This is a genomic window from Aliiruegeria haliotis, from assembly GCF_003003255.1.
Taxonomy (GTDB): domain Bacteria; phylum Pseudomonadota; class Alphaproteobacteria; order Rhodobacterales; family Rhodobacteraceae; genus Tropicimonas; species Tropicimonas haliotis.
In genome coordinates this window covers 123,987-137,342 of the sequence record NZ_PVTD01000010.1, presented here as the reverse complement: position 1 = coordinate 137,342, position 13,356 = coordinate 123,987, and the positions used below count along the sequence as shown (strand labels likewise).

Sequence of the window (13,356 nt, the reverse complement as noted above, 5' to 3'; positions counted from 1 at the left end):
TCCGGATCAGCGTTTGAAAGCGCTTGGGGTCTCATTGTTAGCGCTCTCGTTGGTCATTGATGTATGCTCCCAGCCGTTCCCAACAAGGGACCAGTAGCTCAGACCCGATATGCATTCCCTGCACGATGCTTTGGCGCTAGCTTGCAAAGAACGCCAAATAGATGGCGTCCCTGTCGCCAGAGAGCAGGATCTTGCAAGAAACAGAAATTGTCGTCGTTGGGGCTGGAATCGCGGGCCTTACCGCAACCCTCTGCCTGCAACGCGCAGGAAAGCGCGTCGCCCTTCTTGAAGGCGCGAATAGGTCGGGCGGTCGGGTTCGTTCGGTTGCAGGGGGGGTGGACGGAACCGCGCGTTTCGACACTGGACCGACTTGGGTGTGGCCGAGATGGCAACCACACGTTCAGCGCTGGCTTGAAGAATTATCCATCCGACCTTTTGCGCAATTTGAAGACGGCGAGGCTGTACTTGATGGTTTCGGACCGGAAGTGGTACGTCAGCACCTTCCGGGACAGGACGGTATTTCTCGACTGTCCGGAGGTCCATCCGCAATCGTGGAGGCGCTCAAAGACAGACTCCATCCTGAAACCCAAAAGTTCAATGCACGGGTCGTCGCTCTCGAAAACACGAATGATGGCCTACACGTTCACCTACAAGACGGAGAAACGATCAGCTGCGCCAAAGTCGTCCTCGCCGTACCTCTCAGGATGATCGCGGAACAGATCAGGATCGACGCAATCGAACGAGAGTCGCTTGACCTTATGCGTCGAACCTCAACCTGGATGGCGCAGCAAGCCAAAGCCGTCATACTCTTCAAGACGCCCTTCTGGCGGGAGCGGGGGCTTTCAGGTCGGGTGGCCAGTCGGATTGGACCCTTGGTCGAAGTCCACGATCATTCTCCTGAACATGCGGCGTCGGGTGCGTTGTTCGGTTTCGTGGGGTGGCCTCCCATGGATCGTCGGCGGGACCCAAGTGCACTTCGAACAGCCATCGTTGAACAACTGGTCCGCTGCTTCGGCTCCGAGGCTGCTCAGCCGCAAGATCTGATCATACAGGATTGGGCTACGGAGCCGTTGATTTGCAGCCGGTTGGATTTGGAGGAGCCTCCGGAACACCCCGAGGTCGGCCCCGAGGTGCTGCGGCAAGGGCATCTCGGCAATCGATTGTGGTTCGCTGCCTCGGAAACCGCCGAGATTAGCCCCGGACTGATCGAGGGAGCACTTGTGTCTGGCGAGGCAACGGCGAACCGACTTCTCGACACCCGCTAGAGCGGCTTGGGTCGAATCTGGTTCTGTCGATCACCAGGTGACAGGGCCCTCCAGACTTGAGGGGTCACTTTCCTAAGTATGGGCCAGACCACCGGATCGGACTACATTTCGTGTTGGGGAAAACGACAAGGTCTCGGAAGATGATAAGGAACACCATTCTCGCGACAATCTTCACGGTTGGCGCGACCATCGCGGCAGGTGAAACGGCCATGACTGTGCAAATGAAGACCGCGTCGGATCTGCCATGGACCTACGTTGCAGATAGCGTCATGGGGGGGGTGTCCCAAGGTCAATCCAGTTTCGGTAGCGACGATGGCCAGGACTTCATCCGGCTGACAGGAGAGGTCAGCACCGAAAACCGAGGCGGCTTCATCCAGGTCCGCACCATGATCGACATCGTCGAGACGGACGCTGCCGGGTTGGTGCTGAAGGTACGCGGAAATGGTGAGCGCTATTTCATTCACCTTAGGACGCGTTCCACAAGGCTCTCCTGGCAATACTACCAGGCGGGTTTCGATAGTGGGCCTGATTGGACTGAAGTCCGCCTACCCTGGGCCGCCTTCGAAACGTCAGGGCGTTTGTTGCCCAAGCGCGTGTCGCCTGAGACTATCCGTTCAATCGGGCTTGTTGCATACGGCAGGGACCATAAGGCGGATGTGTCCCTGGCCGAGATCGGGATCTTCTAGACTTAGCGAAAAACGAACAACCAGCTCAGCGGAGCGAGGCGGAGTATGACAATTCTACTGTTCTTGATCTTTCTGGCAGCGTGCGTGGCAGCGGGGTCAACTGGTGCGCTGTTCGCGCCGGGTGAATGGTATCGCAACCTTCGCAAGCCCTCTTGGACGCCGCCATCCTGGCTGTTCTCTGTGATGTGGACGGCTATCTACTTGCTAATGTCCTGGGCAGCTGCTCGCGTCGCCATCGCGGAGGATGGCGGACTTGCCTTGGCGCTGTGGGCGCTCCAGATCACGCTCAACACACTTTGGACTCCAGTCTTTTTCGGGCTGCATAGAATGCGAGCGGGGCTTTGGATCATCTTGTTCCTGTTGGCGACCGTCGCAGCAACGACTATCGCGTTCCTCCAGATTGATCTGCTGTCTGGCATCCTGATGATCCCGTATCTCATCTGGGTTTCAGTCGCGGCTTGCCTGAACTACGCGATCCTCAGACTAAATCCGGACGAGACCACTTCCGGACGAGGTTGGTGAAGCTCTTCAGGATCGCGTGCTCATGTCGGTCGAGGTCGTGAGACAGCTGCGCTTGGCGGCCCATCGAGTCCTCCTTTGTCGACAGTGATCGGCGACCACTCGGGATATGCCGAATGGAGACCTTGTCGCTCATGCAAAGGTTGCACTTTGCAGTTCAAAGTGCACTTCATACTTGCAGAAGCCAGCCAAGAATCGCTCGGGAACGTCCGACCTCGCGCGCAGGTTGAGTGGGCAGTTCACCCGCGTAGAACTATGGGCGAGATGCGCAAAACTATGGGCAAGAACGGCGCAAAACTTTGGGCTGGAACTGTCAAAATTCCCCAATGAAATCAATGAAAGCCGCGCAACACTATGGGCACCCCTACAGATGGTTAGTTCCGGCCACGAAAGCGTTTCAGATGCAAGTAGGCAGTCTGGTCAGCATAGGAGCGGTAGCCAGAAAGCGGGAATACCGAACGGTCGTCCACATGTCCGCTGGAAGTGCGGGCCCCGCTTGATTATGGCCCCATACCCTTAAACAAAGAAACGGCGACACCAGGGAGGAGGATGCCGCCGCCTGTTCCGGAAACCCAGGGAGGAGGAGGGGCTTCGGAATTGAAAAGCTGTTACTCGATGCGGGCTGCGGCTTCGCGGGCCACGTCGCGGATATCCAGGCTGCTGAGGTTGATATCGGCCAGTTCCCGTTCAGACATCATCGAAAGCTCGTCGTAGGTGCGGCGATAGGCACGCGCGCGCTCGACTCGAAGCTTGGCGCTTTTGATCAGAGCGGTGAACCAGCTGGTGTTGACGTTGAAGTCGGCGCGGGGGGCGGCAGAAACATAGGCCATTTTCGGTATCCTCAGATTGTCCGGAGCCCTCTCCGGATTGGCGGTTGAAAGCGCTTCGGGTCGATGTGTTAGCGCTCTCCTTGGTCATAGACCTAAGCTTGACGCTGTTCTGAACAAGCAGTGAAATGGTCAAATCTGCTATGCATTTCCTGAACGAAGCATTGCTAATAACTTGCAGGTGACGCTTGTCTGAAGGCGTTGCATTCGAGAAAGAGTAGATTCGTGCACGAGACCGGGATTGTCATAGTCGGCGCTGGCATCGCGGGTCTGACGGCTGCCCTGATTTTGCAAGAAGCAGGCAGAGTTGTTTCTGTCCTCGAGAGGGCCGAGCAAATTGGTGGGCGCGTCAGATCAATTGCTGACTCGGGAAACGAAACGTTGCGCTTCGATGGCGGGCCGACTTGGATATGGCCGCTCAACCGTCTCCGCTCAAGCGATCATTTCCGCCTTGGCGTCTCAGGTTGGCGAACTGGCGATGCGCTAGGGAGTATCAAGATCCCGTTGGAAGGGTTTGCAAAGGCCGTTGTGTCGCCAGGTCCTGTGGCGATCAAGGTCCTTAATAGTGGGGGAGATCTATTGCCGAACGGCCTCTTCCACTTCTCTGAGTCGAGCGTCGAAAGCCCCCGGAGCCGTGTCCAGAAAATCCAATACAAGTGCTATCTGGGACTTGGCGTCCTCTGGTAGTTCGCTTCTATTGATCGCTTCCTTGGCCTTGTCGAAGTCCATGCCGCTCTCGGTCAGGATGCCAGTTGCCTTCCAATCCGCCATCATTTTGTCAAGTTCGCCACGCGCAGCCGACGAAGAACTGGCTATCCGTTCCGACAGGTCTGCACTGGCCATTTCGAGCTGTTTGGAGATCTCATCCGCCGACTTGCTGAGGTCATCTGCCAACGCACCGGTCGCGTCGTTCGCAGCATCTTTCAGCGCATCCACTGCGTCTTTCGCAGCTTCTCCCGCTTGCTGCGCCGCCTCGTCAAGCCGCTCCTCGGGAGTGGGTTCCGGCTGCTTCATGAAAAAGACCACGGCAAAGACGATGGCTCCACCCAGAAGCGCTCCAATCAAGATTTTCATTGGCACAGGCCTTCCACTTAAAGCGTTTCAATACATCTGCGTTGCTCTGCCGTCTCGAGGGCGCATGTTTTCGGCTCTACGCTCGCGGGTGGAGTAGCATGTCCGGTTCTTGTGCGCGATTTCTTTCACGGTTCAGGCCAAAGCCAACCGGCGCCGCCTCCAATGGGAATTGCCGGCACCCACAAAACCTCCATCATCGCTCCAAGGACTTTTTTGAACGCCCATACAAGACGTTTAACTCAACCTTGGAGAGTTTCGAATGTGTGGCCCAGGCCAGTGTGCGGGACTTCACGTCGTTGATTTCGTCTTCCGATAGTTCCTCCATCACCCCGCGGAGCCCTGTGCCCATGACGATCTCCCACCAGTCCGCCGGATGAGCGATGTCGTGGAAACCGGGTTCTTCTACCACAACCGGATCGCCGGCTCCGCCGTCTCGGAAGAGTGCGGCCAGTTCGTCGCGATTGGAAATCCGATCCCCAGGAGACGGTTCCGAGAGCAGATCAGGTCGAACATCCCGGACGATTTCGGACCATGCAGACATCGCAGGTTCCAGCACGTCGGGCCCCCAGCAAGTCACTGCGAGAACGCCCTCTGGTTTCAACACAGACCAAAACTTGCGGATCTGCATCTCCATGTCGTCGACGAAGAAGATGGACAGAGCACTGACGACGGCATCGAACGAGTTTTCCGGATAGTCGAGCGCCGTCATGTCCTGGCACAGGAAGTCGATGTTCCGGAGTCCTCGAGCGATAGCCTTCTCCTGTCCTAGCGAAATGAGGCCAGTGGAAAAGTCAATGGCCACAACGTGCCCCGATGGGCCTACGATTTCTGCGGCAGGTAGTGCCGACGCCCCGCTTCCGCAGCCCACGTCCAGAACGTTTCCACCTCGGCTGAGTTGGGCAAGGTCAATTGTGCGTCTGCCGATGTAATCCCAAAAGGAAAGAGAGTTCGCACCAAAATGGTCAGCGGCTGCTTCGAATGCAGACTTGATCTCTTCGGACATCTTTTCAACCTCGCTCGTCGGGTCCACATTGGCAGAGGAAAGCAAGTTTGCCAGCGGGCATAGGCACTCGAGACGACCGAAAAGGGCACGACTATCGCATTGCTCCCTCTGTCGCCTTCGTTCCGGCGCCACACTCGGGCAACGAGTTGCATTCGACGACCCAATTTGCAGGTCATACTTGCAGTGCCCCGCCAGAAATCATGCCGGGGCCCCTGGTTTCCTGCACTGGTTGAGTGGGAGCCGAAGTCGCGCAAAGAAATGTGCTAGTTGCGGAGAACTGTGGGCAAGAACGGCGCAAATCCATCGGCGAGAAAAGCCAGGTGGCCTGCCCCTATCGGACGGCCCGGTTTGACTGTCAGTGCATCGGCGACATCTGGTTCATCGGAACAAGGGATTCTGGCTCGGTTGGCCGAGGCGACGTCCTAGCAGATTGCTGTTTCATGCTTTTGTCTGATGTCTCCCGCAACAGTCCACATCGCGATACCTGCAGCTTGGTAGTCCAGCGTGGGGAAACCTGCGTTGTGGGCGGCCAATTACAACGTTGCCGACCCTCTCAGCGTGTATCCCAAGGCGCTCAACACCTTGTTCGGCTCAGCGAGAGAGCTCGACCTTCCTCAAAAGTGCGTGTCCTGGGCGTCGATCCCGGGCAGCAGAAAGCAGTGGACCGTGGCATACGTCCAGGCGCACAACGTTGCTTACTATTTCCTGCGGGGGACAAGGGATGTTTGAAGCAGAGCCGGATCAGTACTGCCGGTTATTGGGAATACTGCCGGGTTGTCGGGTTCTTGATATCTGACAAACAAAAAAAGACGGCGCCCCACGGAGGCGCCGTCCATTTCTCTCACAGCCGGGAAGGGGCCTATGCCTCCTTCGCGGCTTTCTTGATGGGTTTCCACAGTCGCTTGTTGGTTGCGTAGAGCAGAACGGTGAGCACGGTGAGGAAGATAACCGAGATCAGGCCGGTTTGCTTCCGCGCCATCATCTTCGGCTCGGCAGCCCACATCAGGAAGGCAGCAACGTCCTCGGACTCGTGGTGGATGCTGTTGGAATGGCCATCGGCATATTCCACATCCTCACCATAAAGCGGCGGTGCCATCGAGATCCAGCCGCCGGGGAAGGCGGTGTTCTCGTAGAAGATGCTGCCAGCCTCTTCCTTCTCCTTGCCGGTGTACCCCGTCAGGAGCGACGCGATATACTCCGCCCCGCCCATGCCGTTGAACAACTGGCTGAGGCCGGTGCCATAGGGTCCGTGGAACCCGGCGCGGGCCTTGGCCATCAGGCTGAGGTCCGGTGCGCCGGCGTCGTTGTTCTCGGGGAAGTGGTCCGTTTCCACGCGCGGGCGATAGTCGTCCAGTTCGGGATCGAAGATCTCCATCTGGGCCGCGTAGGCGCGCACCTGGTCCTCGGGCAGTTGCGGACCACCCTCGTCAGCCAGCGTCCGGATCGGCACGTACTTCAGACCATGACAGGCTGCGCAGACCTCGGTGTAGACCTGTAGGCCACGCTGAAGCTGCATCTGGTCGTAGGCGCCGAACGGTCCCTCGAAGGAGAACTGCACGTCATGGATATGGCTTTCGCCACCGGCTGCCAGGGCTGCCCCGCCCGAGATGGCGAGGGCCGTGGCCGCAGAGAGTGCGATTTGCTTGATCATGTCAAAACGATCCTTCCGTTCACTCGGCCGGGGTGGCCGCGGCATCGCCCTTGGGCTTGCCATAGTGTGCGTTGAAGTCGGCCTCGATGGTCTCGGGAAGCTCTTCGGGCTTCTCGAGCACGCCGAGCAGCGGCAGGATCACCAGGAAGTAGGCAAACCAGTAGGCTGCGCCGATGAGCGCGATGTAGGGATAGATCCCTTCCGCCGGCATGGCACCGACCCAGGTCAGGACCACGAAGTTGACCGCGAAGATCGCGTACCACCACCGGAACATCGGGCGGTAGCGGCCCGAGCGAACACGGCTCGTGTCGAGCCAGGGCACCAGGGCCATGACAACAATGGCACCGAACATGGCGATCACGCCGAAGAACTTCGCGTCCACGATGCCAAAGGTGATCCACTCGGTGAACATCACGACCCAGACATCCGCAGTGAAGGCACGCAGGATCGCGTAGAACGGCAGGAAGTACCATTCAGGCACGATATGCGCGGGTGTCACCAGCGGGTTGGCCTCGATGTAGTTGTCCGGGTGGCCGAGGTAGTTCGGCATCCAGCCCGTGACAGCGAAGAAGACCACAAGGATCAGCGCCAGGGCAAAGAAGTCCTTGATCACGAAGTAGGGCCAGAAGGTCACGGTGTCCTTCTTGGCTTCTTCCTTGGAGCCGCGGCGAACCTCAACGCCCGTCGGGTTGCCGTTGCCCGTGGTGTGGAACGCCCAGATATGGACGATCACCAGGGCGGCAATGACGAAGGGCAGCAGGTAGTGCAGCGAGAAGAAGCGGTTGAGCGTGGCGTTGTCCACCGCCGGGCCGCCGAGCAGCCAGGTCTGGATGCTCTCGCCGATCCACGGGATCGCGCCGAACAGGCCGGTGATCACGGTCGCACCCCAGAAGGACATTTGTCCCCAGGGAAGAACGTAGCCCATGAAGGCCGTGCCCATCATCATCAGGTAGATGAGCATGCCGACGATCCACGTGATCTCGCGCGGGGCCTTGTAGGAGCCGTAGTAGAGGCCGCGGAAGATATGCAGGTAGACGGCGAGGAAGAAGAGCGAGGCGCCGTTCATGTGCAGGTAGCGCAGAAAGTGTCCGCCGTTCACGTTGCGCATGATGTGCTCGATCGAGGCAAAGGCCATGTCGACATGCGGAGTGTAGTGCATCACGAGAATGATGCCCGTGACAATCTGCAAACCAAGGCAGAAGGCCAGGATGATGCCCCAGATCCACATCCAGTTCAGGTTCTTGGGTGTGGGGATCATCATTGTGTCGTAGATCAGGCCGATGATGCCGAGGCGGCTCTCGACCCACTTTTCCGCGCCGGTTTTCGGCTCGTAGTGGTCGTGGGGAATTCCAGCCATGGGTGTCCTCCCTTATCCGAGCTTGACGGTAGTTTCGTCTTCGAACACGGCAACCGGAACCGGCAGGTTCTCGGGTGCCGGGCCGCGACGAATGCGCCCGGAGGTGTCATAGTGAGATCCGTGGCACGGGCAGAACCAGCCGCCGATACCGTCGGGGCCGACATAATCGCCGGCGTCGTTGAGTGGCACGCAGCCGAGATGGGTACAGACCCCCATCATCACCAACCACTCGCCTGCCTCGTCGAGCGTGCGGTTGGTGTCGGAGGCGTCACCGGCCTTGTTGTCGTTGCGAGCGTCCTTGTCGGGCAGATCGCCCAGATCCACCGAGCGGGCAGCCTCAATCTCACCTTCCGAGCGGCGGCGAACGAAAACGGGCTTGCCGCGCCACTTGACGGTGATCTGGGTTCCGACTTCGATCGAGCTGACATCGACCCGGATCGAGCTCAGCGCCTGGACATCGGCCGAAGGGTTCATCTGGTTGATCATGGGCCAGACTGCTGCGCCGGTCGCCACGGCGCCGGCGCCCGCGGTGGCGTAGTAGAGAAAGTCGCGACGGGTGCCGTCGTGCTCTTCTGCTTGGGACACGAGGAATCTCCCTTTCCTGGCTTGGCATTCGTCAATTGCATAACTGGCTCCACTTTCGTGCAGCCGATCTGAAAAGGTAAGTAGAGGGATGGTTTGGGTCAGTCCAGCCGACATTCCCGCACATCTGCGACCGGGTGTCGCAATTCCCTTGAAACCGCGTCAATTTTGCACGGGCGAGACGCAGCGGCAACACTCCGCGTGTTTCGGCAGCGCAGCGAGAGGCCCTCTGGATCGGTTCTGACTCTGTGATAGGTCGCGAAACAACAGGTCGCGACTCGGTCTGAAACGGAGAAATGCAATGAAACGAATCCTTCCCGCCGCACTCGCCTCGGTCGCGCTCTCCCTCCCGGCGAGCGCCGAGGTCGCCATCAGTGTCTACACGGGCTACCAGGAGGCCCCGCATTCTCGGGTGAAAGGAGACGACGGGACCAACAGTTTCAACTTCCTCGCTGAGTGGGAAGGAAAGTCGTCGGCCATGCCGCCCTACTACGGGCTTCGCGCGACCTGGTGGAGGTCGCAGAACATTGGCTACGGGCTCGAGTTCAACCATGCCAAGGTCTATGCCTCGGACGAAACCCAGGTAGACAACGGATTCGACGATCTCGAACTGACGGACGGGCTGAACATCTTTACCGCCAACGTGTTCTATCGGTGGCCGGGCCAGTGGGCGCAAGGCAAGCTCACGCCCTATGCCGGCGGCGGTGTCGGTTTTGCGATGCCGCATGTCGACGTCCAGCGCGGCGACAGCAAGACCTTCGAATACCAGGTAACCGGTCCGGCGGTGATGCTGGCCGGCGGCGTCTCCTACGCATTCACCGAGGCATGGTCGGTCTTCGGGGAGTACAAGGGGACCATGTCCTGGAACGACATCGAGCTTGAAAATGGCGGCAACATGAAGACAGACGTGATCACCAATGCGCTCAACATCGGTGTCACCTACAGTTTCTAGGACCCCGCTGCACGAGCTACGCCGGCTGCGTTGCCAACATGGCCGGGCGTTCGGCAAAGCGGACTTCCCATGCGGCAACGGCATCCCGCCCCTGCCGCCACTGGCGGTCGGAGTGGCGGAAATCGAGATAGGACAGGGCGCAGCCGACCGCGATCTGACCCATGTCGAGCGGTCCGGCGAGGTGGCTGACCCATCGTGTTTCGAGCGCGTCCAACCCGCGTCCGATCTTGGCCCATTGCCCCTCGACCCAGAAATCGTGAACCTTCTCTTCCGGTCGGCAGCGGGATTCGTAGACCATGAGCACAGCCGCTTCCATGATCCCGTCCGCCAGCGCCTCTAGCGTCAACACGTCCCAGATCCGAGATTCAGGGTAGAGCCCGCCGTGTGCCCGCGCATCAAGATAGCGGCAGATCACCCGGCTGTCGAAGAGCGCCGGGCCGGAAGGGCGCACCAGCGTCGGGATCTTGCCAAGCGGGTTTTCGGAGGTCGGCATCCGGGCGGAATCCACCGGCGTCCCTGTGGCCGAGATCACCTCGACGTCTTCGAGTTGACCGGTTTCATGCAATGTTACCATGACCTTGCGGACAAAGGGCGACGCGGGCGCGTGATAGAGCTTCATGAAGCCTCCTGAGATGGTCCCGGAACGATAGGCTGGCGTCGGGGCCTTGCGAAGTCCCTATTCGGAGGCCCCGCGCATCAATGCGGCCAGAAGGCGGGTCTCCTGCCCGATTCCGTAGGCGTCGACATGGTCCGCTGCGGCCATTCGTGCCTCGGGGACCTTGTTCTGGGTGAGCTTCCAGGTGCCATCTACCGTCTCGATCTCGAACCTGAAGGGCCGAATGCTGCGCATCAACCGGTCGAGGAGATCCGCAGGCATCTTGGCGGCCGTCCAGGCCGGCTTCGGCTCAAGGCGTGCCTCGAACGCCAGCGACAACCGGTCCAGCGACTTGCGAAGATCCTCCTGCGGAAGCGGGATCAGCGTACCCCGGAGATGCACAGCGACATAGTTCCAGGTCGGAACCTGGTCGTCGATGCCGTACCAGTCCGGCGAGATGTAGCTGTCGGGTCCAGATATGGCGATCAATGCCGGTGTCGGTTCGGTTAATGCCCGGGCAACCGGATTCGACCGCACGAGGTGCAGATCCGCGGCATCGCCGCTATCGGTCAGCGCGAAGGGGACATGCGCAACCAGTGGCAAGCCGTCCTTCGCCACCGTGAGTTGCCCGAACCCGCGTTCGCGCGCGAATTGAAGGTTCCCATTCTGCGTTGTCGTACGGAAGGCTGGATTGGGGTGCATAAGTTCGATTGCCGCTGTCAGGTCAGAAGATGTGTCCCGTCATGCCCGCGGATCACGGCCTGCACAATCTGGCTTTCGGGCTGGTCGGTCTCGAAGCGCACTTCGGTGAACTGCTCAGTCCGGCCCATGCGCGAGTTCTCCATCAGGATTGCGTGCCGCTGCCCGAGTTGGGCGCCGAGGTGACGGCGCACCTGCACTTCTCCTGCGGTGCGCAGACGGGCAGCCCGCTCACGTATCACCCCGCCGTGGACCTGCGGCATCCGCGCCGCCGGCGTGCCCTTTCGTGGGCTGTAGGGGAAGACATGAAGCCAGGTCAGGTCGCACTCCTCCACCATTGCCAGCGAGTTCGCGAACATTTCCTCCGTCTCCGTGGGGAACCCGGCGATGATGTCTGCACCGAATGTGAGATCCGGGCGCAGGCGCCGGGCGTCCTCGCAAAACCTGATCGCATCTTCACGGCTGTGCCGCCGTTTCATGCGCTTCAGTACCATGTTGTCGCCCGCCTGAAGGGACAGGTGCAGATGAGGCATCAGGCGGGATTCGGTCGCGATGGCCTGCATCAGGGCGGGATCGGCCTCGATGGAATCGATCGACGAGATTCTGAGCCGTGGCAGGTCGGGTACGAGCTTGAGGATACGCATGACCAGATCGCCGAGTTTCGGTTCAGCCGGCAGATCCGCTCCCCAGCTTGTGAGGTCCACGCCGGTCAGCACAACCTCGTTGTAGCCGCGAGCCACGAGCCGCTTGATCTGGTCCACCACCACCCCTGCCGGAACAGACCGGGAGTTGCCGCGCCCGAAGGGGATGATGCAGAAGGTGCATCTATGGTCGCAGCCGTTCTGCACCTGGACATAGGCCCGCGATCGCGTGCCAAAGCCATCGATCAGGTGCCCGGCGGTCTCCTTGACCGACATGATGTCGTCAACCTGGACCTTCTCGGTGGATCCAATGAAATCGGGTCCGGACATGGCCTTCCATGTCTCTGGCTGCATCTTCGCACTGTTGCCGATAACCCGGTCCACCTCATCCATGGCGGCGAACGTCTCTGGCTCGGTCTGGGCAGCGCACCCCGTGACGATCAGAGTCGCATTCGGATTGTCCCGACGCAGGCGCCTGATTTCCTGGCGCGCCTTGCGGACCGCTTCGGCGGTCACCGCGCAGGTATTGACCACCACGGCGTTCTCGATCCCTGCCGCTGCGGACAGTTCCTTCATCGCCTCGGTCTCGTAGGCGTTCAGCCGGCACCCAAGTGTCGCAAACACCGGCGGCCGTGTCACAGGAGGGACACCGTCCATTTCAAAGGCTCTCCAGGAATGCTGGCGTCAGCACGCCGTCAAAGACATGCGCGGTCGGGCCGGTCATCAATACGCCTTCCGCGGTCCAGTCGATCCGCAGCGTGCCACCATCCAGTTCAATGGTCACGGACCTCCCGGTCAGACCGCGCCGCGCCGCGGCAACAGCCGTTGCGCAGGACGACGAACCTGACGCGAGTGTGATGCCCGTGCCTCTCTCCCAAACCCGCATGCGGAGGTGATCCTCCCCGATCATATGGGCGATCTGCACGTTGGTCCGTTCAGGAAACAGCGGGTGGCATTCGTGTGTTGCCCCGAAACTGGCGAGGTCAATGGCATCGACGTCGTCGACGAAAAAGGTGCAATGCGGATTGCCCATACCGGTAGCCGTCGGCGCGCCGTCTATCGGTAACTCAAGGGTATCCATCGCTTCGGACAAGGGAACCTGATCCCAGCCGAGCAGCGGAGCGCCCATGTTGACGGTCGTCAACCCGTTCCCGGCATCGGCACATCTCAACACGCCGCGTTCCGTCCTCAGCAGGACTGAGGTGGCCCCCGACAGATCCATCAGGTGGCGCGCGACGCAGCGTGTTGCATTCCCGCATGTGGACGACAGCGAGCCGTCGGCGTTGTAGAAAACCAATGCGGCATCGGCGGTGTCGTCATCGGTGATGATTGCCAACTGATCGAATCCGACGCCACGCTGACGATCGCCAAGTGCCCTGGCAATGCACTCCGACACGATTCGGGGCGCGCCTCGCTGGTCGATGACCACGAAGTCGTTGCCAAGCCCGTGCATTTTCATGAAGGGCAGCGCGTCTATGGTAGCTTGGGTGTTCATGCTCAGCCGC

The 13,356-nt window shown here is 60.0% G+C and carries 15 protein-coding genes; 5 read left to right on the top strand and 10 right to left on the bottom strand.

Annotated elements, in window-relative coordinates; translation table 11 throughout:
* Window positions 1-191: 191 nt before the first annotated feature.
* The 3 genes from CLV78_RS19290 to tspO all read left to right on the top strand — a co-directional run bounded on the left by CLV78_RS19290 (window position 192) and on the right by tspO (window position 2,473).
* Window positions 192-1,265, top strand: coding sequence for a flavin monoamine oxidase family protein (locus tag CLV78_RS19290; protein ID WP_211301039.1), 1,074 nt, complete (start codon window positions 192-194; stop codon window positions 1,263-1,265).
* A gap of 140 nt (window positions 1,266-1,405) precedes the next feature.
* Window positions 1,406-1,951 carry a CIA30 family protein gene (locus CLV78_RS19285; RefSeq protein ID WP_106207093.1) on the top strand — a complete coding sequence of 182 codons (546 nt, stop codon included), beginning with the start codon at window positions 1,406-1,408 and terminating at the stop codon, window positions 1,949-1,951.
* Window positions 1,952-1,996: 45 nt separating this feature from the next.
* Complete coding sequence (gene tspO, locus CLV78_RS19280; RefSeq protein WP_106207091.1) at window positions 1,997-2,473, top strand: tryptophan-rich sensory protein TspO; 477 nt, start codon at window positions 1,997-1,999, stop codon at window positions 2,471-2,473.
* A 605-nt stretch (window positions 2,474-3,078) separates the two neighbouring features.
* Here the strand turns inward: tspO and CLV78_RS19275 are convergent.
* A complete protein-coding gene (locus CLV78_RS19275) occupies window positions 3,079-3,300 on the bottom strand; it encodes a DUF1127 domain-containing protein (protein ID WP_106207089.1) in 222 nt (73 codons plus the stop codon).
* Window positions 3,301-3,522: 222 nt separating this feature from the next.
* Between CLV78_RS19275 and CLV78_RS24985 the strand changes: the two genes are divergently transcribed.
* Window positions 3,523-3,984: an FAD-dependent oxidoreductase gene (locus CLV78_RS24985; RefSeq protein ID WP_158263608.1), complete on the top strand. Its 462-nt coding sequence runs from the start codon at window positions 3,523-3,525 to the stop codon at window positions 3,982-3,984.
* Here the strand turns inward: CLV78_RS24985 and CLV78_RS19265 are convergent.
* The 5 genes from CLV78_RS19265 to petA form a co-directional block, all read right to left on the bottom strand.
* A complete protein-coding gene (locus CLV78_RS19265) occupies window positions 3,874-4,371 on the bottom strand; it encodes a hypothetical protein (RefSeq protein ID WP_106207086.1) in 498 nt (165 codons plus the stop codon). The two genes, CLV78_RS24985 and CLV78_RS19265, sit on opposite strands and share 111 nt — an antisense overlap.
* 193 nt (window positions 4,372-4,564) lie before the next feature.
* Window positions 4,565-5,374 (bottom strand): class I SAM-dependent methyltransferase, encoded by an 810-nt coding sequence (locus CLV78_RS19260; RefSeq protein ID WP_106207084.1) that lies wholly within the window; start codon window positions 5,372-5,374, stop codon window positions 4,565-4,567.
* A gap of 859 nt (window positions 5,375-6,233) precedes the next feature.
* Window positions 6,234-7,025 carry a cytochrome c1 gene (locus CLV78_RS19250; protein ID WP_106207080.1) on the bottom strand — a complete coding sequence of 264 codons (792 nt, stop codon included), beginning with the start codon at window positions 7,023-7,025 and terminating at the stop codon, window positions 6,234-6,236.
* Window positions 7,026-7,044: 19 nt separating this feature from the next.
* A complete protein-coding gene (locus CLV78_RS19245; RefSeq protein ID WP_106207078.1) occupies window positions 7,045-8,382 on the bottom strand; it encodes a cytochrome b in 1,338 nt (445 codons plus the stop codon).
* Between the two features lie 12 nt (window positions 8,383-8,394).
* Entirely contained in the window at window positions 8,395-8,967 is a 573-nt protein-coding gene (petA, locus tag CLV78_RS19240; protein WP_106207076.1) for a ubiquinol-cytochrome c reductase iron-sulfur subunit, read from the bottom strand.
* A 298-nt stretch (window positions 8,968-9,265) separates the two neighbouring features.
* Between petA and CLV78_RS19235 the strand changes: the two genes are divergently transcribed.
* The gene (locus tag CLV78_RS19235; protein ID WP_106207074.1) at window positions 9,266-9,916 is read left to right on the top strand and encodes an outer membrane protein; all 651 of its coding nucleotides are present in this window, start codon (window positions 9,266-9,268) and stop codon (window positions 9,914-9,916) included.
* A 16-nt stretch (window positions 9,917-9,932) separates the two neighbouring features.
* On the opposite strand, the gene CLV78_RS19230 is transcribed toward CLV78_RS19235, so the two are convergent.
* The 4 genes from CLV78_RS19230 to dapF are packed head-to-tail and all read right to left on the bottom strand — an operon-like array spanning window position 9,933 to window position 13,346.
* On the bottom strand, window positions 9,933-10,535 hold the full coding sequence (locus tag CLV78_RS19230) for a glutathione S-transferase (protein WP_106207072.1): 603 nt from the start codon (window positions 10,533-10,535) through the stop codon (window positions 9,933-9,935).
* A 57-nt stretch (window positions 10,536-10,592) separates the two neighbouring features.
* Complete coding sequence (locus CLV78_RS19225) at window positions 10,593-11,213, bottom strand: FMN-binding negative transcriptional regulator (protein WP_106207070.1); 621 nt, start codon at window positions 11,211-11,213, stop codon at window positions 10,593-10,595.
* Window positions 11,214-11,230: 17 nt separating this feature from the next.
* Window positions 11,231-12,508: a tRNA (N(6)-L-threonylcarbamoyladenosine(37)-C(2))-methylthiotransferase MtaB gene (gene mtaB / locus CLV78_RS19220; RefSeq protein ID WP_106207068.1), complete on the bottom strand. Its 1,278-nt coding sequence runs from the start codon at window positions 12,506-12,508 to the stop codon at window positions 11,231-11,233.
* A 1-nt stretch (window position 12,509) separates the two neighbouring features.
* Window positions 12,510-13,346: a diaminopimelate epimerase gene (dapF, locus tag CLV78_RS19215; protein WP_106207158.1), complete on the bottom strand. Its 837-nt coding sequence runs from the start codon at window positions 13,344-13,346 to the stop codon at window positions 12,510-12,512.
* Between the last annotated feature and the right edge of the window lie 10 nt (window positions 13,347-13,356).

Excerpts from the sequence above, each read along its gene's own strand:
- CLV78_RS19285 (WP_106207093.1), top strand. The coding sequence starts at position 1,406 with ATGATAAGGAACACCATTCTCGCGACAATCTTCACGGTTGGCGCGACC.
- tspO (WP_106207091.1), top strand. The coding sequence starts at position 1,997 with ATGACAATTCTACTGTTCTTGATCTTTCTGGCAGCGTGCGTGGCAGCG.
- CLV78_RS19275 (WP_106207089.1), bottom strand. The coding sequence starts at position 3,300 with ATGGCCTATGTTTCTGCCGCCCCCCGCGCCGACTTCAACGTCAACACC.
- CLV78_RS19265 (WP_106207086.1), bottom strand. The coding sequence starts at position 4,371 with ATGAAAATCTTGATTGGAGCGCTTCTGGGTGGAGCCATCGTCTTTGCC.
- CLV78_RS19260 (WP_106207084.1), bottom strand. The coding sequence starts at position 5,374 with ATGTCCGAAGAGATCAAGTCTGCATTCGAAGCAGCCGCTGACCATTTT.
- CLV78_RS19250 (WP_106207080.1), bottom strand. The coding sequence starts at position 7,025 with ATGATCAAGCAAATCGCACTCTCTGCGGCCACGGCCCTCGCCATCTCG.
- CLV78_RS19245 (WP_106207078.1), bottom strand. The coding sequence starts at position 8,382 with ATGGCTGGAATTCCCCACGACCACTACGAGCCGAAAACCGGCGCGGAA.
- CLV78_RS19235 (WP_106207074.1), top strand. The coding sequence starts at position 9,266 with ATGAAACGAATCCTTCCCGCCGCACTCGCCTCGGTCGCGCTCTCCCTC.
- CLV78_RS19230 (WP_106207072.1), bottom strand. The coding sequence starts at position 10,535 with ATGAAGCTCTATCACGCGCCCGCGTCGCCCTTTGTCCGCAAGGTCATG.
- CLV78_RS19225 (WP_106207070.1), bottom strand. The coding sequence starts at position 11,213 with ATGCACCCCAATCCAGCCTTCCGTACGACAACGCAGAATGGGAACCTT.
- mtaB (WP_106207068.1), bottom strand. The coding sequence starts at position 12,508 with ATGGACGGTGTCCCTCCTGTGACACGGCCGCCGGTGTTTGCGACACTT.
- dapF (WP_106207158.1), bottom strand. The coding sequence starts at position 13,346 with ATGAACACCCAAGCTACCATAGACGCGCTGCCCTTCATGAAAATGCAC.